This is a genomic window from Sagittula sp. P11 (assembly GCF_002814095.1).
In the GTDB taxonomy this organism is placed as follows: domain Bacteria; phylum Pseudomonadota; class Alphaproteobacteria; order Rhodobacterales; family Rhodobacteraceae; genus Sagittula.
In genome coordinates, this window is the sequence record NZ_CP021913.1 from 1,204,070 (window position 1) to 1,224,174 (window position 20,105).

At 69.4% G+C, this 20,105-nt stretch carries 17 protein-coding genes; all 17 read left to right on the top strand.

Features of this window, described 5'->3' with window-relative positions:
• Position 1 precedes the first annotated feature (1 nt).
• The 17 genes from CDO87_RS05855 (at position 2) to metG (ending at position 20,103) form a co-directional block, all read left to right on the top strand.
• The gene (locus CDO87_RS05855; RefSeq protein WP_100927909.1) at positions 2–1,051 is read left to right on the top strand and encodes a branched-chain amino acid ABC transporter permease; all 1,050 of its coding nucleotides are present in this window, start codon (positions 2–4) and stop codon (positions 1,049–1,051) included.
• The gene (locus CDO87_RS05860; protein WP_198521827.1) at positions 1,048–1,845 is read left to right on the top strand and encodes an ABC transporter ATP-binding protein; all 798 of its coding nucleotides are present in this window, start codon (positions 1,048–1,050) and stop codon (positions 1,843–1,845) included. Before CDO87_RS05855 ends, CDO87_RS05860 begins: the two co-directional genes overlap by 4 nt.
• Positions 1,838–4,036, top strand: coding sequence for an ABC transporter permease (locus CDO87_RS05865; RefSeq protein ID WP_100927910.1), 2,199 nt, complete (start codon positions 1,838–1,840; stop codon positions 4,034–4,036). Before CDO87_RS05860 ends, CDO87_RS05865 begins: the two co-directional genes overlap by 8 nt.
• Positions 4,033–4,860 (top strand): phosphoenolpyruvate hydrolase family protein, encoded by an 828-nt coding sequence (locus CDO87_RS05870; RefSeq protein WP_100927911.1) that lies wholly within the window; start codon positions 4,033–4,035, stop codon positions 4,858–4,860. The genes CDO87_RS05865 and CDO87_RS05870 overlap by 4 nt, the downstream gene beginning before the upstream one ends.
• 23 nt (positions 4,861–4,883) lie before the next feature.
• Positions 4,884–7,799 (top strand): flotillin family protein, encoded by a 2,916-nt coding sequence (locus tag CDO87_RS05875; RefSeq protein ID WP_100927912.1) that lies wholly within the window; start codon positions 4,884–4,886, stop codon positions 7,797–7,799.
• Positions 7,800–8,237: an SRPBCC family protein gene (locus CDO87_RS05880; protein WP_100927913.1), complete on the top strand. Its 438-nt coding sequence runs from the start codon at positions 7,800–7,802 to the stop codon at positions 8,235–8,237.
• 2 nt (positions 8,238–8,239) lie between these two features.
• Positions 8,240–8,686 carry an SRPBCC family protein gene (locus CDO87_RS05885; protein ID WP_100927914.1) on the top strand — a complete coding sequence of 149 codons (447 nt, stop codon included), beginning with the start codon at positions 8,240–8,242 and terminating at the stop codon, positions 8,684–8,686.
• Complete coding sequence (locus tag CDO87_RS05890) at positions 8,683–9,483, top strand: xanthine dehydrogenase family protein subunit M (RefSeq protein ID WP_100927915.1); 801 nt, start codon at positions 8,683–8,685, stop codon at positions 9,481–9,483. The genes CDO87_RS05885 and CDO87_RS05890 overlap by 4 nt, the downstream gene beginning before the upstream one ends.
• Positions 9,483–9,959, top strand: coding sequence for a (2Fe-2S)-binding protein (locus CDO87_RS05895; RefSeq protein WP_100927916.1), 477 nt, complete (start codon positions 9,483–9,485; stop codon positions 9,957–9,959). The genes CDO87_RS05890 and CDO87_RS05895 overlap by 1 nt, the downstream gene beginning before the upstream one ends.
• Positions 9,956–11,662: a xanthine dehydrogenase family protein molybdopterin-binding subunit gene (locus tag CDO87_RS05900; protein WP_100927917.1), complete on the top strand. Its 1,707-nt coding sequence runs from the start codon at positions 9,956–9,958 to the stop codon at positions 11,660–11,662. The genes CDO87_RS05895 and CDO87_RS05900 overlap by 4 nt, the downstream gene beginning before the upstream one ends.
• Positions 11,662–12,684 carry a xanthine dehydrogenase family protein molybdopterin-binding subunit gene (locus CDO87_RS05905; RefSeq protein WP_100927918.1) on the top strand — a complete coding sequence of 341 codons (1,023 nt, stop codon included), beginning with the start codon at positions 11,662–11,664 and terminating at the stop codon, positions 12,682–12,684. The genes CDO87_RS05900 and CDO87_RS05905 overlap by 1 nt, the downstream gene beginning before the upstream one ends.
• Positions 12,684–13,565 (top strand): MoxR family ATPase, encoded by an 882-nt coding sequence (locus tag CDO87_RS05910; protein WP_100927919.1) that lies wholly within the window; start codon positions 12,684–12,686, stop codon positions 13,563–13,565. Before CDO87_RS05905 ends, CDO87_RS05910 begins: the two co-directional genes overlap by 1 nt.
• Complete coding sequence (locus CDO87_RS05915) at positions 13,562–14,659, top strand: VWA domain-containing protein (RefSeq protein WP_100927920.1); 1,098 nt, start codon at positions 13,562–13,564, stop codon at positions 14,657–14,659. Before CDO87_RS05910 ends, CDO87_RS05915 begins: the two co-directional genes overlap by 4 nt.
• Positions 14,656–15,540, top strand: a complete 885-nt coding sequence (locus tag CDO87_RS05920) for an amidohydrolase (RefSeq protein WP_100927921.1) — start codon at positions 14,656–14,658, stop codon at positions 15,538–15,540. Before CDO87_RS05915 ends, CDO87_RS05920 begins: the two co-directional genes overlap by 4 nt.
• Complete coding sequence (locus CDO87_RS05925) at positions 15,506–16,420, top strand: N-acyl homoserine lactonase family protein (RefSeq protein WP_254698351.1); 915 nt, start codon at positions 15,506–15,508, stop codon at positions 16,418–16,420. The genes CDO87_RS05920 and CDO87_RS05925 overlap by 35 nt, the downstream gene beginning before the upstream one ends.
• Before the next feature lie 21 nt (positions 16,421–16,441).
• Complete coding sequence (locus tag CDO87_RS05930; RefSeq protein WP_100927923.1) at positions 16,442–18,004, top strand: isochorismatase family protein; 1,563 nt, start codon at positions 16,442–16,444, stop codon at positions 18,002–18,004.
• 386 nt (positions 18,005–18,390) lie between these two features.
• A complete protein-coding gene (metG, locus tag CDO87_RS05935; RefSeq protein WP_100927924.1) occupies positions 18,391–20,103 on the top strand; it encodes a methionine--tRNA ligase in 1,713 nt (570 codons plus the stop codon).
• The last annotated feature ends 2 nt before the right edge of the window (positions 20,104–20,105 follow it).

The window sequence follows — 20,105 nt, forward strand, 5'->3', positions numbered from 1 at the left end:
CATGGCACTGGCCGAAGACCAACCGAAGGACGATGCCGAACCGCTCTGGGTCGAACGCGTGCCGCCCGCGTGGTGGGTGCTGGGCGTGATCCTCCTGACGATGCCCGCCTGGGCCAACGACTTCATCCTGTTCCAGGTGATGGGCTGGACCTTCATCCTCGGGATCATCGCCCTGTCGCTGATGTTCCTCGCGGGCTACGGCGGCATGGTCAGCCTGATCCAGATGTCGGTCGCGGCCACCGGCGGCTACATGGTGGCGATCTTCGGCAGCTCCGGGGCCGAGCTGAGCATGGGGCTGTCGTGGTGGATCTACCTGCCGCTGGCCATCCTGATCGCGGCGATCTTCGGCACCATCGTCGGCGCGCTCGCCGTGCGGACGGAGGGGATCTACACCATCATGATCACCCTCGCCATCGCGGCGGCCTTCTTCTACTTCACCCGGCAGAACTACACGATCTTCAACGGCTATTCCGGCTTCAACCTCGTGGTGCCGCCGGAGCTTTTCGGCATCGACTGGCGCCAGCCGACGCCATTCTACTACCTGACGCTCGGCTGCGCGCTGGCCTGCTATGCCGCCGTGGCCTACGTCTCGCGCGCGCCCTTCGGACTGGCGCTGCAGGGCGTGCGCGACAACCCGCGCCGCATGGCGGCACTCGGGTTCAACGTGACGGCGCACCGCGTGGCGGCCTACACCTTCGCCAGCGTCATCGCGGCCATCGGCGGCATTCTCCTCGTCTGGCAGAACGCCCAGATCGCCCCCGGCACGGCGGGCATCCCGGCGGTCATCGACATCCTCGTGATCGCCGTGGTGGGCGGCATCTCAAGGCCCATCGGCGCCTTCATCGGCGCGCTGATCTACGTGCTGCTGCGGACCTTCTCGCCCGACGTTCTGCTGGCCTTCGGGCTGTCGGGCGAACGCTTCAAGCTGCTGATCGGCCTGGGCTTCCTGGCGGTGGTCTTCTTCTCGCCCGACGGGGTGCTGGGCCTGTGGGAGCGCTGGCGCGCCCGCCGCGCCCGCCGGGGCGACCCCCTGACCGGAGAGAGCGAATGACCATGGTCGAGGACAGGCGCACCGCCGACTCGCTCGGCTCCGTCAGCTCCGGCAACGCGCTGGAACTCCGCGGCGTGTCGAAGCTTTTCGGCGCGCTCGCCGCGATCTCGGACGTGACGCTGACCGTCCGCTCCGGCGAACGCCGCGCGGTGCTGGGATCGAACGGCGCGGGCAAGACGACGCTCTTCAACTGCGTGACCGGGGACTTCCTGCCGACCTCCGGCACGATCCGGCTGTTCGGCGAGGACGTGACCCGCTTCCCGGCCTACGAACGCATCCGGCGCGGCCTCAGGCGCACCTACCAGATCAGCCTGCTGTTCAACGGGCTGACCGTGGCCGACAACGTCTACCTCGCCTGCCGGGGCGTATCGCGCGGGCGGTTCTCCTTCCTCAGGGCGCGCGCCAACGACGCGCTGCTGACCCGCTCGGACGAGCTGATCGCCGCCGTGCACCTGACCGAATGGCGCGACACCTCCGTCGCCAACCTCAGCTACGGCCAGCAGCGGCAGCTCGAGATCGCGCTGGCGCTGGCGGGCGCGCCGCGGATCATCCTTTTCGACGAACCGGCGGCGGGCCTGTCGCCGACCGAGCGGGCCGAACTGGTGGCGATCCTCAACGGCCTGCCCGGCCACATCGGCTACATCATCATCGAGCACGACATGGACGTGGCCCTGCGCGTCGCGGAAAGCGTGACGATGATGCACAACGGGCGGATCTTCAAGGAAGGCACCCCTGAAGAGATCGAGAACGACGCGGAAGTCCAGGAACTCTACCTCGGAGGCGGCGATGAGTGAGCGCCGCGACACCCGCACCGGCCCCGCCGCGCTCGAGGTGCGCGGCCTCAACGTCTACTACGGCGCCTCGCACGCGCTGCAGGGCGTGGACCTGAGGCTGGAAAGCGGCGTGCTCTCGGTCGTGGGCCGCAACGGCATGGGCAAGACGACGCTCTGCAAGGCGATCATGGGGCTTGTTCCCGCCGCGTCGGGCGCCGTCAGTTTCGGCGGGCAGTCCCTGCTGGGCCGCTCCCCCGCCGAGATCGCGCGCATGGGCATCGGCTACGTGCCGCAGGGCCGCCGCCTGTGGCGGTCGCTCACCGTCGACGAACACCTGAAGATGGTGGAGAAGAATGGCGGCGCCTGGAGCTCGGAGCGCATCTATTCCACCTTCCCCCGGCTGGCCGAACGGCGGCGCAACGGCGGCGCGCAACTGTCCGGCGGCGAACAGCAGATGCTGGCCATCGCCCGCGCGCTTCTGGCCAACCCGCGCCTCCTCATCATGGACGAACCGACCGAGGGCCTCGCCCCGGTCATCGTCTCGCAGGTCGAGTCGATGCTGCTGCAACTCGCCTCCGAGGGCGAGATGGACGTGCTGGTGATCGAGCAGAACATCGGCGTCGCCTGCGCCGTGGCCGACCGCGTGGCGATCATGGTCAACGGCCGCATCAACCGCATGGTGCCCGCCCGCGAACTGGCCGCCGACCGCGACCTGCAGCAGCGGATGCTGGGTGTCGGGCGCCACGCCCATGACGACACGCCCGAACCGCAGCCCGACGCCAGCGCCGAGGCGACACCGAAGGGCCAGCCGACGGGCCCCCGCTCCGTCAGGATCTACCTGTCGAACCCCAAGACGCCGACCCGCTGGTCGCAGCCCGTCCCGGTGCCGCAGATCGAACGCGCCGCCCGGGTCGTCACCACCGGCCAGCCCACCACCAGCGGGGTGGAGACGGCGCTGCGGCCGCTCTCCCCCTCGGGCGAGCAGGTGGTGCTGGTGGCGGGCACGCTCGACACCAAGGGGGCGGAACTGCGCTACATGCGCGACCAGATCCGCGCCGCCGGGCTGCCGGTGCGCATGGTCGACCTTTCGACCAGCGGCAGGCATTCCGGGGCAGAGATCCCCGCCCACCAGGTTGCCGCCTTCCATCCGCGCGGTGCGGCGGGCGTCTTCACCGACGACCGCGGACAGTCCGTCGCAGGCATGACCGAAGCGTTCCGCCGCTGGATGTCCCGGCAGGACGGCGTCCTCGGCATCCTCTCGGCAGGCGGCTCCGGCGGCACGGCCATCGTCGCCCCGGCGATGCGCGCCCTGCCCGTCGGCGTGCCGAAGCTGATCGTCTCCACCGTGGCCTCGGGCGAGGTGGCGAAGTACGTGGGCCCCTCCGACATCACCATGATGCACTCCGTCGCCGACGTGCAGGGCCTGAACGCCATCACCGAAGAGGTGCTGTCGAACGCCGCGCAGGCGATGGTCGGCATGGTGAAGGCCCGCAAGGCCGCGCCCGCCCGCACCTCGGCCAAACCCGCCATCGGCCTGACGATGTTCGGCGTAACCACGCCCGCGGTGCAGCAGATCGCGAAGGCGCTGGACGAAACCTTCGACTGCCTCGTCTTCCACGCCACCGGCATCGGCGGGCAGGCCATGGAGAAGCTGATCGACTCCGGCAAGATCGAAGGCGTCATCGACCTGACCACGACCGAGGTCTGCGACATGATGTTCGGCGGCGTCTTCCCCGCGACGGAGGATCGCTTCGGCGCGATGATCCGGCGGCGGATGCCCTACGTCGGCTCGGTCGGCGCGCTCGACATGGTGAACTTCGGCGCGCCCGACACCGTCCCCGAGAAGTACCGGGGCCGCACCTTCTACGAACACAACCCGCAGGTCACGCTGATGCGGACCACGCCCGAGGAATGCGCCAGGATGGGCCGCTGGATCGGCGCCCGCCTGAACGAGATGGAGGCGCCGGTGCGCTTCTTCCTGCCCGAAGGCGGCGTCTCGGCGCTCGACGCGCGCGGCCAGCCCTTCGACGATCCGGCGGCGCGGCACGCGCTGTTCACCGCGCTGGAGGACACGGTCCGCCAGACCTCCACCCGCCGCCTGATCCGGCGGCCCGAGAACATCAACGACCCCGGGTTCGCCGCAGCCGTCGTCACCGCCTTCCGCGAGTTCCACGACGGCCGGCCCCCGACCCGCAAGGAGGCGCGCAGATGATCGACCGACAGACCATCCTCTCGAAGTTCCGCGACATGGTCGCGCGGGGCGAACCCATCGTCGGCGGCGGCGCGGGCACCGGGCTTTCGGCCAAGTGCGAGGAAGCGGGCGGCATCGACCTGATCGTGATCTACAACTCCGGCCGCTACCGCATGGCCGGGCGCGGCAGCCTCGCCGGGCTGATGCCCTACGGCGACGCCAACGCCATCGTGGTCGAGATGGCCTCCGAGGTGCTTCCGGTGGTGAAGCACACCCCGGTCCTGGCGGGCGTCTGCGCCACCGACCCCTTCCGCCTGATGGACAGGTTCCTGGACGAACTGAAGCGGATCGGCTTTGCCGGGGTTCAGAACTTCCCCACCGTGGGACTGATCGACGGCACCTTCCGCGCCAACCTCGAAGAGACGGGCATGGGCTACGGGCTGGAGGTCGACATGATCGCGAAGGCCCGGGAAAAGGACCTGCTGACAACGCCTTACGTCTTCGACGAGGACAGCGCCGCCGCCATGGCCGGGGCCGGTGCGGACATCGTCGTCTGCCACCTCGGCCTGACCACGGGCGGCTCCATCGGGGCAGAGACGGCGCTGACGCTGAACGACTGCCCGGCGCTGGTGGACGCATGGGCCGAGGCCGCGCTGAAGGTCAATCCGGACGCCATCGTCCTGGTCCACGGCGGCCCGGTGGCGATGCCGGACGATGCCGAATTCATTCTGAAGAACACGTCGAACTGCCACGGGTTCTACGGCGCCTCCTCGATGGAGCGCCTGCCGACCGAAGTGGCGCTGACGGATCAAACGCGCGCTTTCAAGGCCATCAAGGGCCGGTAACGCGCAACGGGGAGGGTTGAGAAGTGAGTGGCCAGATAATCGGACAACTGATCCTGTGGCTGATCATCGCCGTCGTGGTGATCGCGATCATCTACTGGGTGATGCAGTGGCTCTACCGGCGGTCGACAAAGGAAATCGCCTTCGTGCGTACGGGTTTCCTCGGCGAGAAGGTGGTGATCGACGGCGGCGCCTTCGTCTGGCCGATCGTGCACGACATCACCCCCGTGAACATGAACACCCTGCCGCTCGCGGTGGCGCGCACCCGTGAACAGGCGCTCATCACCAAGGACCGGATGCGCGTCGATGTCGAGGCCGAATTCTACGTCCGCGTCCGATCCGACAAGAGCTCCGTGTCGAAGGCCGCCGCAACCCTCGGCCGTCGCACGCTGGAGACGGAGCGCCTGAACGGCCTTCTGGCAGGCAAGTTCGAAAGCGCCCTGCGCGCCGTCGCCGCCGAGATGTCGATGGGCGAGATGCACGAGAACCGCGGCGCCTACGTCACCCGCGTCCGCGAGCAGGCACAGGAGGATCTGGAGAAGAACGGGCTGGAACTGGAAAGCGTCGCGATCATCGACATCGACCAGACCGGCCTCGAATACTTCAACCCGTCCAACCGCTTCGACGCGGAGGGCCTGACCGTCCTGATCCGCGACATCGAGGACCGCCGCAAGCTGCGCAACGACATCGAGCAGGACTCGATGATCCTGATCCGCACCCGCAATCTGGAGGCCGAGAAGCAGGTGCTGGAGATCGAACGCGCCAGCGAGGAGGCCCGCCTGAGCCAGGAGCGCGACGTGGAGACCCGCCGCGCCCAGCAACGTGCCCAGATCGCCCGCGAACGCGCCGAACGCGAGACGGAGGCCGAAAGCGCCCAGATCACCGCGCAGGAGACCATCGAACGCGCCCGCATCGCCAACCAGCGCGCCGTGGCCGAGGCCCGCATCGCCTCCGAACGCGAGATCCGCGCCCGCGAGATCGCCCGCAAGAAGGAGGACGACGCCGACGAGATCGCCGCGCAGGAAGCCACCGAAACCGCGCGCATCCTGCAGGAACGCGCCGTCCGTCAGGCCCGCATCCAGAACGAGCAGGAAACCCAGGCCCGCGAGATCGAACGCCAGCGCGCCATCGACGAGGCCGAGATCTCGGCCCGCGAGGTCATCGAACGCGCCCGCATCGAACAGGAAAAGGCCCTGTCGGAGGCCCGCATCGCCAAGGAGCGCGAGACCCAGTCGCTCGAGATCGAGCGGCAGAAGTCCGTCCGCGACGCGGAGATCGCCGCCAACGAGGCCAACGAGAAGCGGCGCATGGCGCAGGACCTCCTGCTGGCCCAGACCCGCATCAAAGGCGAAGAGGACATCCGCCAGCGCGAGATCGCCCGCCAGCAGGCGCTGGACGAGGCAGAGATCGCCGCGCGCGAGACCGTCGAACGGCTGCGCATCCTGCAGGACGCCCAGATCAGCGAGGCCCGCATCGCCGAGGACCGCCGCATCCGCGAACTGGAGATCGCGCGCAGGCAGGCGGTCGAAGCCGCCGAGATCGCGGCGGACGAGGCCGTCGAGGCCGCCCGCATCGCCCGCGAAAAGCAGATCGCCGCCACCCGGATCGAGGCCGACGGCGACACCACCACGCGCGAGATCGCCCGCAACCGCACCATCGACGAGGCCCGCGTTGCCGCCGACGAGGCGGTGGAACAGGCCCGCATCGCGCAGCGCCGCGCACTCGAAGCCGAACGCATCGCCGCCGACCAGGAAGTGCGCGCCCGCGAGATCGACAAGGAGCGCGAGCTGGAGAACGCCGAGATCGCCCGCCGCGAGGCCGTCGAGAAAGCCCGCGTCGCCTCGGAACTGGCGCTGGAGCAGGAGCGCATCGCCAGCCAGAAATCGCGCGAGGTGGCCGACATCGAACGCCGCCGCAACGTCGAGCAGGCCGAGGAACGCCGCGTGATCCAGCTGGCCGACACCAAGGCAGAGCGCGCCGCCGCCGAGGCCAACGTGCGCGAGGCGGAGGTCATCGCCCGCCGTGCCGTCGAGAAGGCCGAGATCGAGCGCGAGCGCGCGCTCGAGACCGCCCGCCTCGAACGCCGCCGCGCGCTGGAACAGCTCGAGGTCGCCCGCGTCCAGACCCTGCGCGAGGCCGAGATCGCCAGCCAGGAAGAGGTGGAGCGCGCCCGCATCGCCTCCGAACGCGGGCTGGACGAGATCCGCATCGACCACGAGACCGTCCGCCGCCGGCTGGAGGTCGGGCGCGAGCGCGAGGTCGAGACCGCGCAGATGGAAAAGGCCATCGCCCTCTACCAGAAGTCGCTGGAGGAAAGCGCCGCGCGGGCCGAGGCCGACGCCGCCCGTGCCCGTGCCGCCGAGGCCGAGGAAAAGGTCAAGACCGTGCGCGAGACGGAGGCCGCCAACCGCCGCAAGTCCATCGACGTGACCATGGCGGAAAAGGCCGCCGCCGAGGCGAAGCTGATCGCCGAGGGCGAGAAGGTCCGCAAGGCCGTGGAGGCCGAGGCCCAGAAGCTCATCAACGAGGCCGAGAACGTGCTCACCGACCCGGCGCGCGCCTCGCTCTTCCGTCGCAAGCTGCTGGAACACGTGGAGGGCATCGTCTCCGCCTCCGTCAAGCCGCTGGAAAAGATCCAGGACATCCGGATCATGCAGCTCGACGGGGTCACGGGCGGGGGCGGCAACCGCTCCGGCAGCCCCACGGACGAGGTCATCAACTCTGCGCTCCGCTACCGCGTGCAGGCGCCGCTGATCGACTCGCTCCTCGCCGACATCGGGATCGAGGGCGGCGGGCTGGCCAAGCAGGGCGGCCTGATCCGCGAGGCCTCCGACATGAAGCGCATCTCCGACGCGGTGGAGAAATCCGGCGGCTCAAGCTCGGGCTCGGGCGGCGGCGACGCGCCCGAGGGCGGGAAATCCGACACCGGGGGAAAGAAGTAGATGCCGCGCGTATATATCTCATCGGTCATCGACGCCCCCGCCGCCAAGGTCTGGGACAAGGTGCGCGACTTCAACGCCCTGCCCCGCTGGCACCCGCGCATCCGCGACAGCCGGATCGAGAACGGCGAACCTTCGGACAAGGTGGGCTGCGTGCGGGACTTCCACCTCCAGAACGGCGACCGCATCCGCGAGAAGCTCCTGGGCCTCAGCGACTACGACCTGTTCTGCACCTACGCGATCCTCGAAAGCCCGATGCCGCTGACCGACTACGTGGCGACCCTGCGGCTCACGCCGATCACCGACGGCGACCGGACCTTTGCCGAGTGGACGGCAGAGTTCGACTGCGCCGAGGCGGACGCGGAGGACCTGGTCGACGGCATCGGCACCAACGTCTTCATGGCGGGCTTTGCCGCCCTGCAGCGCAACATGGCGACCTGACCATGGTACACGTCGTCAAAAGCACCGTCCTCAACGCGCCGGTCGAAGCGGTCTGGGAGGTCCTGCGCGACTTCAACGGCCACGACGAATGGCACCCGGCAGTGGCCGACAGCGTGATCGACCGGGGCTATCCTTCGGACAAGGTCGGCTGCGTGCGGCGCTTCCACCTCGCCGACGGATCGGAACTGCGCGAACAGCTCCTGACGCTCTCGGACGCGGACATGGCCTTCAGCTACTGCCTCTTGGAAACGCCTGTGCCGCTGCTGAACTACGTGGCGCATGTCCGGCTGGCGCCGGTCACCGACCGCGACATGACCTTCTGGCACTGGGAAAGCCGCTTCGACACGCCCGCCGGGCGCGAGGCCGAGCTGAAGACCATGGTGGCCGAGAACATCTACCAGGGCGGCTTCGACGCGGTCCGGGACTTCATGGGACTGGAGGCAGCATGACGACCGTCGAAACCTACCGCACGATGGAGGAGGCCTCCCGCGCCATGGGTGGCGACGCGGCCTACCTCGGCGGCGGCACGCTGGTCATGCGCGCCGTGAACGAGGGCACCGCCCCCGCCCGGCTGGTCCGCGTCACCGATCCCGGGCTGACGCAGATCCGCGCGTCGGGCGACCGCATCACCATAGGCGCGGGCGTGACCATGGCCGACGTGCTGGCCAGCCGCGACCTCGACTTCCTGCACCCCGTGGCCCGGCTGATCGGCGGCCCGCAGGTGCGCAACATGGCGACCGTTGCGGGCAACCTCTTTGCCGACCACCCCTACGGCGACTTCGCCACCGCCCTTCTCGCGCTCGACGCGCAGGTGACGGGCGCGGGGCAGGCCGGCGCCCGCCCGGTGGCCGAGGTGCTGCGCAACCGCGACCGCGCCGGGCTGATCGCCTCGGTGGAGGTCACCCGCCCCCGCGACCGCCGCGCCTTCGGCTTCCTGAAGGTCAGCCGCGTGAAGCCCAAGGGCGTCTCCGTCCTGTCCATCGCCGCGCACCTGCCGCGCGAAGGCGGACGCATCCGCAACGCCCGCGTGGTCTTCGGCGCCATGGGACCGGCCCCGCTGCGCTCCGCCGGGGCAGAGCGCGCGCTCGAAGGCCACGCCATCGACGCGCGCAGCATCGCCGATGCCGCCACCGCCGCGACCGAGGGGCTGGACCCGCCGACCGACCAGATCGCCTCCGGCTGGTACCGCCGAGAGGTCGCCGGCGTGCATCTCAAACGCCTCCTGACAGAGATGGAGCAGCGCTGATGGCCAGGACACCCGTCACCTTCACCCTGAACGGCACCTCCCGCTCGGCCTTTGCCGGAGAGGGCCAGAACCTTCTGGACTTCCTGCGCCGCGACGTGGGCGACATGACGCCCAAGTTCGGCTGCGGTCAGGGCACCTGCGGCGCCTGCACCGTGACGATAGACGGCAAGACGCAGCTTTCCTGCCTCGTGCTGGCCGAGGCCGTCGACGGGCGCGAGGTCAGGACCGCCGCGGGGCTGGCCGATGGCGTGACGCTCGACCCGCTGCAGCAGTCCTTCATGGACCATTTCGCGGCGCAATGCGGCTACTGCACGCCGGGAATGCTGGTCTCCGCCCGTGCGCTGCTGGACCGCAACCCGCGCCCCAGCCGCGACGAGGTGATCGAGGCGATCTCGGGCAACCTCTGCCGCTGCACCGGGTACGAACCGATCATCACCGCGATCCTCGCCGTCGCCGAAGGGAGGGCCCGGGCATGAAGGACATGACCACCAGCGGACCGATGGTCGAGTTCCGCAAGGACCTCTTTGCCGACGAACGGGACGACAACCTGAACGAAGTGGGCAAGCCCACCCGGCGGCAGGACATCGTGGGCCACGTCACCGGGCGCTCGCCGTTCTTCGACGACCACCGCTTCGACGGGCTCCTGCACATGCGCTGCGCCCGCTCGCCGCACCACCACGCCCGCATCCGGCGGATCGACACCTCGGCGGCCGAACGGATGCCCGGCGTCGTGCGCGTGCTGACAGGGCGCGACGTGCCGGTGAACCTCAACACCCTGCTGTCGCTCTTGGACTTCGGGCTGGACGACGAACCGATCCTCTCGGACAAGAAGGTCGCCTACATGGGTGAACCCGTGGCCGCCGTCATCGCCGCGACAGAGGCCGAGGCCCGCGCCGCCGCCGCCGCCATCCGCGTCGACTGGGAGGTCCTGCCCCACGTGCTCGACGTGGAAGAGGCGATCAAGCCCGGCGCGCCCGCCGTGCTCGACATCTATCCGGACAACAAGTTCGTCTACCACGGCAAGTACGACCACCAGAAGCTGCGCTACGGCGACGTCGAAACCGCGTTGAGGCAGGCCGACCACGTCATCGAGGGGCGCTACCAGATGTCGCCGATCGAGCAGGCGCCGATCGAGACCTGCGGCGCCATCGCCGCCCCCGAACAGAACGACCGCTACGTCTGCTACACCTCCACGCAGGCGCTGTTCTTCTCGCTGGGGACGGCGGCAAAGGTGCTGTCGATGCCCTCCTCGCGGCTGCATTTCATCGGCGGCACAGTGGGCGGCGGCTTCGGCGGCAAGGTGGATTCGATCCACGAACCGCTCGCCATCCTGGGCGCGATGATGACCGGGCGCCCGGTGAAATACGCCTGGGACCGCGCCGAAGAGATGCAGGTCGGCGCACCGCGCGGCGCCGAACGCTGGTACGTGACCGACGGCGTGATGAACGACGGCCGCATCGTGGCGCGCAAGTTCACCGGCTATTTCGACGCGGGCGCCTACACCCGGCTCAGTTCCTACGCGATCATCAAGGGCGTCGGCCACCTGCCCGGCCCCTACACGATCCCCAACGTCTCGGCCAACGTGTACTGCGTGTATACCAACCGCACACCGGCCACCGCCATGCGGGGCTTCGGCATCACCGGCGTCGATTTCGCCATCGAGGCGCATATGGACAAGGTGGCGGAGGCCGTGGGCATGAACCCCGTCGAGCTGCGCATCCTCAACGCCTACCGCGACGGAGACATGAAGGCGCACAGGCGGCTGGCCAAGAACTGCGCGCTGATCGAATGCGCGCAGGTGGTGGCGGAGAAGGCGGGCATCAACCTGTCGCCAGCGCTGAAGGCCGCCTCCTCGCTGAAGGACGGCGGCGGCGCGCGGGCGGAACTGCCGCGCCACACCGTCACAGACGAGGACGGCCGCGTGCAGGGCTTCGCCGCCACCAGCTATGCCCGCAAGGGGGGCGCGGACAGCGCGCCGCTCGCCCCGCCCACGCCCCGCGCGCCCGCCGCGCCGCCGCCCGCACGACCCTCGGCGCAGCAGCCGCAGACCTCGTCCTACACCCCGCCGCAACCGCCCCCGCAGCCCGCCGCACCGGACCGGCCCGAAAGGCCCGCGCCCAAACCGTCCCGTTCGGGCGCGATGCGGTTCTCCTCCCTCTCTGGTTTCAGGAGGCGCTGATGACCGTCCACCGCGGCCGCGGCTTCGCGGCGATCAACTATCCCATCGGCATGAACCTCGGCGGCGACCCGAGCCAGGCGCTGGTGCATTCCAACCCCGACGGCAAGTTCACCGTCGCCCTCTCGGCCATCGACCTCGGGCAGGGGATGAAATCCGTCACCCGCCAGATCGCCGCCGAAACCCTCGGCGTCCCGGTCGAGGACGTCTATGTCGACACCGCCGACAGCGACACCGGCCCGCACGACATGGGCTCCTTTGCCTCGCGCGGGACGCACCGCATGGGCAACGCCGTGATCCGCGCCTCCGAAGAGGCCCGGCAGGTCATGCTGGAGGCCGCCGCCGAAGAGCTGGAGGTCGACGCGGGCGACCTCGTGACCGATGGCAAGGGCAACATCCACGTGAAGGGCGCGCCCTCGCGGTCGATCACCACCATGGCCGCCAGCCAGGCGGCGCAGTTCAAGCAGGGCCGCACCATCGCCGGGCGCGGCATCTTCCTGATCCCGCTGTCCGAGGTCGATCCCGAAACCGGCGAGATGTCCCCGGTCACCACCTTTGCCCATGCCGCCATGCTGGTCACGGTGGAGGTCGACGACGAAACCGGAGAGGTCACCGTCACCGACATGCAGTCCGCCTACGAGGTGGGACGCGCGCTCAACCCCAAGCTGGTGGAACAGCAACTGCGCGGCGGCGCGTGGATGGGGATGAGCCACGCCGCATGGGAGACGACCGAACCCTACTACCCCACCCGCGACAACCGGCCCGAGGACTTCAACACATACCTCATGCCGGGACCGGGCGATCTGGCGCCGCATCACATCTCGATCCTCGAACGGCCGGCCGAGGACGGCCCCTACGGCGGCAAGGGCCCGGGCGAGATGTGCGCCAACCCGGTGCTGCCGGCGGTGGTCAACGCGGTCTACGACGCGGTGGGCGTGCGCATCGACGACCTGCCCGTGACCCCGGAAAAGGTGCTGCGCGGCATCCGCGCGCTTGGCGGCGCGAAACCCCGGCAGGCGCTCTGATGGTGGTGCGGCGCGCGATACAGGGCATCGACGGTCCCGAACCGCTGACGCAATTGCTGGGCGACGCCCAGTACATTGCCGACGCCGGGCTCGCCACCGCCGCCTACCTGTCGCTCGCCCTCGGCAAGCCGCTGCTGCTGGAAGGCGCCCCCGGCGTCGGCAAGACGGAGGCGGCCAAGGCGCTGGCCTCCGTGCTCGGGCGCGAACTGGTGCGCCTGCAATGCTACGAGGGCATCGACGCCGCCGCCTCCATGTACGAATGGAACTTCCCCCGGCAGATGCTGGCGATCCGGCAGGCGGGCGACGAGTACGTCAACCTCTACGACGACCGCTTCCTGATCGCGCGGCCGATCCTGCAGGCGCTGGAGGCGCCGCGTGACCGCGTCCTCCTGATCGACGAGATCGACCGCGCCGACCACGAGTTCGAGGCCTTCCTGCTGGAATTCCTGTCCGACTTCACCCTGTCGATCCCCGAACGCGGCACCGTCCGGGCAGAGGAGCCGCCGGTTGTGATCCTCACCTCCAACCGCACCCGTGAACTGCACGAGGCGCTCCGGCGGCGCTGCATCTACCACTGGATCGGCTATCCCTCGCCCGAGCTCGAGCAGCGCATCGTCATGATGCGCGCCTCCACCGTGGCGGAGGACACCGCGCGCCGCGTCGTGGCCGCCGTCAATGCGCTCCGGGCGGAACCGCTGGCCAAGCCGCCGGGCGTGGCGGAAACCGTGGAATGGGCCGAGGCCGCGACGCTTCTGAACCGGGGCGGCGGACCATGGCCCCGCGCCTTCGCCCGCGCCATCGGGGTGGTGCTGAAGGATCAGGACGACCTCGACTACATCGCGCCCCGCATCGACGCCATCCTGTCGGAGAGCGCCGCATGACCCCGCGCGCGCTCGCCCCCTTCCTCGCCTTCCCGCAGGCGCTCCGGGCCGCCGGTTTCCCGGCCACGCCCGACCGGACAGAGACCTTCATCACCGCCGTGGGCCTCCTTGGTCCGCGCGACATGGCCGCCATCCGCCGCGCCGCCCACGCGGTCTACGGGCCGGGGCCGGACCGGCAACTGATGTTCGACACCGTCTTCGACCACGTCTTCCTCGGCCGCAGCCTCGCCGCGCCCGCCCCGGGCGACCCCGAAGACCTGCCGCGCAGCTACGACGCCGGCGACTTCGAGGAACTGCCCGTCCCCGACGAAGAGGACCCCTCCGGCGGAGAGGCCACCGCGGCGGAGCGGCTCTTTGCCCGCGAACTGGCCGCCGGGGACGAGGACGCCCTGCTGCGCGCCTTCGCCCGCGCGCTGCCGAACCGCCTGCCCCATCGCCGCGCCCGGCGCATGAGCAAGGGCAAGGGCCGCCACCCCGACCCGCGCCGCGCCTTCCGGCAGATGATGCGCCGCGACGGCGAGATCACCCGCCTGCCGACCCGCCGCCGCATCACCCGCCAGCGCCGCGTCCTGCTGCTGGTCGATGTCTCCGGCAGCATGAAGTCCAGCACCGAAGGCGCCCTGCGGCTGGCCCACGCGCTGCAACAGGGCGGCGAACGGGTGGAATGCTTCACCCTCGGCACAAGGCTGACCCGCGTGACCCGCGCGCTCCGCCACCGCAACCGCGAACAGGCGCTGACGCTGGCCTCCGGCCTCGTGGCGGACTGGGACGGCGGCACCCGGCTGGGCGAGGCGCTGCAGGTCTTCCTGTCGATCCCGCGCTTTGCCGCCCATGCCCGCGGCGCGCTGGTCATCCTGCTCTCGGACGGGCTGGAACGCGGGGGGCCGGAGGCGCTGACCGGCGCCATGGAACGGCTGAGCGCGTTGGCGTGGTCGGTGCTCTGGCTCTCTCCGCTGGCCGCCGACCCCGCCTACCGGCCGCAGACGGAGGCGATGCGCGCCATCCATCCCCTGCTCGACCGGCTGGGCGCAGGCGACACACCCGCATCCATCGCCGCCGAGATCCTCGACTTCCGGAAAGGAGCGCGCGCATGACCATCGTCGATGCACATTTCCACGTCTGGCGGCAGGACGACCTGCCTTGGCTCAAGGGCCCCATGCAGCCGCGCATCTTCGGCCCCTACGAACCGATCCGCCGCGACTACCCGATGAGCGAATACCTCGACGACATCGCGGGCACCGGCGTCACCAGATCCGTCTACGTGCAGGCCAACTGGCCCACCGACCGGGCCGAGGACGAGGCCGCCTGGATCGAGAGCCTGATCGCCGAAACCGGCTGGCCCCACGGCCTCGTCGCCTATGCCGACATGGGCGCGGAGGACGTGCGCCCCGCCCTCGACCGGCTGGCCCGCTTCCCGCACCTGCGCGGCATCCGCCAGCAGTTCCACTGGCACCAGAACCCCACCTACCGCTTCGCGCCCCACGCCGACCTCTGCCGCGATGCGACCGTGCAGAAGAACGTCGCGCGGCTGGCGGACTACGGCCTCGTCTTCGACCTGCAGGTCTTCGACGACCAGATGGACGGCGCCTGCGCGCTTGCCCGCGCCTGCCCGGACGTGACCTTCGTGCTGCAGCACGCGGGCATGCTGGAAGACACCTCCGACGCGGGCCGCGCCAAGTGGCGCACCGCGATGGAGGGGCTGGCCGGGTGTCCCAACGTGGTCTCCAAGCTCTCGGGCTTCGGCACCTTCCAGCACCGGCTCGACCCCGACCTCATCGCCTGGCTGACCACCGAAACCGTGGGGATGTTCGGCGCCGACCGCTGCCTCTGGGGATCGAACTTCCCCATCGAGAAGCTCTGGACCGACTACACCGCCCTGATCGAGGCGCACCGCCGCGCCGCGGGCGGGCTCAGCGCCGCCGAACAGCAGGCGATTTTCCATGACACGGCCACCCGGGTCTACCGGCTGGCGTGACGCAAGCGACGATAAACGGGAGGACACGATGGGGCTGGAAATCAAGATACTCGACTACGGGGACATCGAACTGGAATCGAGCTTCCTCGTGCTCGGCCGCGACTGCGGGCGCGTAAGGCGGGTGCCGGTCTACGGCTTCCTGATCCTCGGCGGGATGTACCCGATCGTGGTGGACACCGGCTACCGCGACAACGCGATCATGGAAACGCTGGGCATGCGCGGCCTCCAGTTCCACGAGAACATGATCGAGCGGCAGCTGGCCAACCACGGGGTCAAACCCGGCGACGTGCGCTACGTGCTGCACACCCATCTGCACATCGACCACGCGGGCAAGGACGACCACTTCCCGATGAACACCACCGTGGTCATCAACCGGCGCGAACTGGAATACTCCGTCTCCGGCCTGATGCACCCGCAATACCCCAAGCCCGACATCATCCACCTCGTCGAACGGCTGCACCACCCGGGCGCGCTGAGGCTCGAGGATCTCGACATCTCCGGCCCGGTCGAACTGATCCCCGGCGTCTTCGTCGAGGCGGCGGGCGCCCATACCGAAGGGTCGATGAACGTGCATGTCGACACCGACGAGGGCCGCGCCACGATCTGCGGCGACGTGATCTACGACTTCAACGACCAGATCATCCAGCCCATGCGCACCTTCGGCCCCGAGGAATACCAGGTCACCGGCAACCACGGGAACACCAAGCGGCAGGAAAAGGGCGCGATCCGCAAGCTGATGTATTCCGGCGCGAAGTTCCTCCTGCCGATCCACGACAAACCGGCCAAGGTCGAACACGGGCGGGTCGTCGGGCGGATGGACATGTCGGTGCCCGGCCCCGTCAGCCAGACCGTGCCGCGCCGCGACTGGTTCCCCGCCTGATCCCGGCCAGAGGAGGACACCATGGCCCACGAAGCGCTCGACCCCGCCTTCCGCAAGCTGATCGACGAACACGCGCCGGTCCGGCAGCCCGGCTCGGGCTTCATCTTCACCGAAGGGCCGATCTGGCACCCGGTGGACCACTACCTGCTGTTCTCCGACATGCCGGGCGACGTGCGCCGCCGCATGGACCGCGCCGGCGTGCGCGAGGTCATGACCCCCTCCAACAAGGGCAACGGCATGACCTACGACGCGGACCTCAACCTGCTGGTCTGCGAACACAGCACTTCTTCCGTCGCGCGCTTCCGGCCCGACGGCACGCGCGAGGTGCTCGCCTCCCACTTCGAGGGACGGGAGCTGAATTCCCCCAACGACATCGTGGTGAAGTCCGACGGCTCCGTCTGGTTCACCGATCCGTGGTACGGCCGGATGCCCGGCTTCGGGGTGGAGCGTCCGCGCGATCTGGGCTGGCAGGGGGTCTTCCGCCTGCCGCCGAACCACCGCCCCGGCGACGATCCGCAGCTCGTGGTGGACCGCTACCTCTTCACCATGCCCAACGGGCTCTGCTTCTCGCCCGACGAGACGCGGCTTTACATCAACGACACCGAACAGGCGAACATCCGGGTCTACGACGTGGGACCGGGCGGCACGCTGACCAACGGCCGCGTCTTCGCCAGCGGCATCCGCGACAGCCTGAAGGAAGGCGTACCGGACGGCATGAAGTGCGACGCCTCCGGCAACGTCTGGGTGACGGCGCCCGGCGGGCTCTGGGTCTATGAGCCGGGCGGCAAGCTGATCGGCAAGGTCGCCATCCCCGAGAAACCCGCCAACCTGCACTGGGGCGGAGAGGACTGGCGCACGCTCTACGTCGCCGCCTCCACCAGCGTCTATGCCATCCCGGTCAAGGTCGGCCCGCGCAACGAACCCTTCATGCGGGCGCGGGGATCGTCCCGCCCCCAGGCCGCGCCCCAGGGGGACGACGCGCTCCGCCTCGACGCCTCGCGCTGCGCGCTGATCATCCAGGACATGCAGAACGACGTGGTGATCGAGGGTGGCGCCTTCGCCGCCTCCGGCAGCCCGCAGCACTGCCGCGACCAGAACGCCATCGCCAATATCGCCCGCCTCGCCGCGCGCTGCCGCGAGCTGGGCGTGCCGGTGATCCACGTGCATTTCCTCGTCCACCCCGGCGCGCCCGGCTTCACCCTGAACGCGCCGCTCTTCGAGGGGCTGCTGGACGAATCCGCCATGGTCCGGGGCACATGGGGCGCGCGCGCCGTGGACGGTCTGGAACCCCAGCCCGGCGATCATGTGGTGGAGAAGATGCGCATGAGCGCGTGGGAGGGCACCTCGCTCGAAACCGTGCTCAAGGCCGAGGGCCGCGACATCCTGATCGAAACCGGCGCCTGGACCAACATGTCGATCGAGCACACCGCCCGCACCGGCGCCGACAAGGGCTATGTCATGGTGATCCCTGAGGACGGCTGTTCCACCATGAACGCCGACTGGCACCGCGCCAGCATCGACTACGCGATGCAGAACGTGGCGCTTGTGACGAAGGTCGACGAGGTCATCGGCGCGCTGGCCTGACGGTCCGGGGCCGGCGGTCCGCATCGCCACCCCGGCCCCGCGCACCGCCGGACCGGTCGGGCGCCCCGATCCGCATGGCCCGCCCGAGGCGGACGATCCGCCCACATCCCTGCGGTCACAGCCCCATGCGCCACCGGCCCGGCCCGCGGCCCTCTTCCGCATGCGCCGCCCGAGGCAACCGACCCGCCCGCCGGAACCACTCACACCCGTTCTGCCGAACAAACCCAAGCAACAGCCACACCGCCCTACCGCCGCTCCGAAAGCCCGCGTCCCCGCCCACGCGACGCCCCGTAGGGTGCAGATTCTGCACCCCCCGATGGGTGACCACTGGCCACTGCCCCGCCACTCCGCTAAACCCGCGCTGACGTTCGCGAAGGAAGACGCATATGGCCCGCCATCTCATCACATCTGCCATTCCGTACATCAACGGCATCAAGCACCTGGGCAACCTCGTCGGCTCCCAGTTGCCCGCCGACCTCTATGCCCGCTACCTGCGCGCCCGTGGCCACGAAGTGCTGTATCTCTGCGCCACCGACGAACACGGCACCCCCGCCGAACTCGCCGCCGCCAAGGCGGGCAAGCCCGTGGCCGAATACTGCGCCGAGATGCACGAGGTGCAGTCGAAGATCGCCGAGGGCTTCCGCCTCTCCTTCGACCATTTCGGCCGCTCCTCCTCCGACGCGAACAAGCGGCTCACCCAGCATTTCGCCAAGGTGCTGGACGAACAGGGCCTGATCCGCGAAGTCTCCGAAACCCAGATGTATTCGAAGGCCGACGGCCGCTTCCTGCCCGACCGCTACATCGAGGGCACCTGCCCGAACTGCGGCTTCGACAGCGCGCGCGGCGACCAGTGCGACAACTGCACCAAGCAGCTCGACCCGGTCGACCTGATCAACCCGCATTCCACCATCTCCGGCTCCACCGACCTCGAGATGCGCGAGACCAAGCACCTCTACCTCCGCCAGTCCGCCATGAAGGACGAGCTGGAGAAATGGATCGACACCCGCGAGGGCTGGCCGGTGCTGACCACCTCCATCGCCAAGAAATGGCTCAACGACGGCGACGGCCTGCAGGACCGCGGCATCACCCGCGACCTCGACTGGGGCGTGCCGGTGCAGCGCGGCGACGAGCCCTGGCCGGGCATGGAGGGCAAGGTCTTCTACGTCTGGTTCGACGCGCCCATCGAATACATCGCCTGCGGGCAGGAATGGGTCGACGCGGGCAAGGGGACCGACTGGGAACGCTGGTGGCGCACCGACAAGGGCGCGGACGACGTGCGCTACACGCAGTTCATGGGCAAGGACAACGTGCCCTTCCACACGCTTTCCTTCCCGGTCACGATCCTCGGTTCGGGCGAGCCTTGGAAGCTCGTCGATTACATCAAGTCCTTCAACTACCTGAACTATGACGGCGGACAGTTCTCCACCTCGCGCGGGCGCGGCGTCTTCATGGACCAGGCGCTGGAAATCCTGCCCGCCGACTACTGGCGCTGGTGGCTGCTGTCGCACGTGCCGGAAACCTCCGACGCCGAATTCACCTGGGAATCCTTCCAGTCCGGCGTGAACAAGGACCTCGCCGACGTGCTGGGCAACTTCGCCTCCCGCGTGACGAAGTTCTGCCGCTCCAAATTCTCCGAGGCGGTACCCGAAGGCGGCACCCGCGGCGCGGCCGAGGAAAAGCTGGTCGCCGACATCACCGCCAAGGTCCGCGAGTACGAGACCCACATGGAGGCGATCGAGATCCGCAAGGCCGCCGCCGCCCTGCGCGCCGCCTGGGTGCTCGGCAACGAGTACCTGCAGGAGGTCGCGCCGTGGACCACCTTCAAGACCGATCCCGAACAGGCCGCGATGCAGATCCGCCTCGCGCTGAACCTGATCCGCCTCTACGCGGTGATTTCCCGCCCCTTCATCCCCGACGCCTGCGCCGACCTGCTGGCCGCCATGCAGACCGACGACGAAAGCTGGCCGGTCGACGTGCCCGCCGCCCTTGAAACGTTGCCCGAAGGTCACACATTCACCGTGCCGGACGTCACCTTCCGCAAGATCACCGATGCGGAACGCGAAGATTGGCAGCAGCGTTTCGCTGGAACGCGGGCGTGAGG

Excerpts from the sequence above, each read along its gene's own strand:
- CDO87_RS05855 (WP_100927909.1), top strand. The coding sequence starts at position 2 with ATGGCACTGGCCGAAGACCAACCGAAGGACGATGCCGAACCGCTCTGG.
- CDO87_RS05860 (WP_198521827.1), top strand. The coding sequence starts at position 1,048 with ATGACCATGGTCGAGGACAGGCGCACCGCCGACTCGCTCGGCTCCGTC.
- CDO87_RS05865 (WP_100927910.1), top strand. The coding sequence starts at position 1,838 with ATGAGTGAGCGCCGCGACACCCGCACCGGCCCCGCCGCGCTCGAGGTG.
- CDO87_RS05870 (WP_100927911.1), top strand. The coding sequence starts at position 4,033 with ATGATCGACCGACAGACCATCCTCTCGAAGTTCCGCGACATGGTCGCG.
- CDO87_RS05880 (WP_100927913.1), top strand. The coding sequence starts at position 7,800 with ATGCCGCGCGTATATATCTCATCGGTCATCGACGCCCCCGCCGCCAAG.
- CDO87_RS05885 (WP_100927914.1), top strand. The coding sequence starts at position 8,240 with ATGGTACACGTCGTCAAAAGCACCGTCCTCAACGCGCCGGTCGAAGCG.
- CDO87_RS05890 (WP_100927915.1), top strand. The coding sequence starts at position 8,683 with ATGACGACCGTCGAAACCTACCGCACGATGGAGGAGGCCTCCCGCGCC.
- CDO87_RS05895 (WP_100927916.1), top strand. The coding sequence starts at position 9,483 with ATGGCCAGGACACCCGTCACCTTCACCCTGAACGGCACCTCCCGCTCG.
- CDO87_RS05900 (WP_100927917.1), top strand. The coding sequence starts at position 9,956 with ATGAAGGACATGACCACCAGCGGACCGATGGTCGAGTTCCGCAAGGAC.
- CDO87_RS05905 (WP_100927918.1), top strand. The coding sequence starts at position 11,662 with ATGACCGTCCACCGCGGCCGCGGCTTCGCGGCGATCAACTATCCCATC.
- CDO87_RS05910 (WP_100927919.1), top strand. The coding sequence starts at position 12,684 with ATGGTGGTGCGGCGCGCGATACAGGGCATCGACGGTCCCGAACCGCTG.
- CDO87_RS05915 (WP_100927920.1), top strand. The coding sequence starts at position 13,562 with ATGACCCCGCGCGCGCTCGCCCCCTTCCTCGCCTTCCCGCAGGCGCTC.
- CDO87_RS05920 (WP_100927921.1), top strand. The coding sequence starts at position 14,656 with ATGACCATCGTCGATGCACATTTCCACGTCTGGCGGCAGGACGACCTG.
- CDO87_RS05925 (WP_254698351.1), top strand. The coding sequence starts at position 15,506 with ATGACACGGCCACCCGGGTCTACCGGCTGGCGTGACGCAAGCGACGAT.
- CDO87_RS05930 (WP_100927923.1), top strand. The coding sequence starts at position 16,442 with ATGGCCCACGAAGCGCTCGACCCCGCCTTCCGCAAGCTGATCGACGAA.
- metG (WP_100927924.1), top strand. The coding sequence starts at position 18,391 with ATGGCCCGCCATCTCATCACATCTGCCATTCCGTACATCAACGGCATC.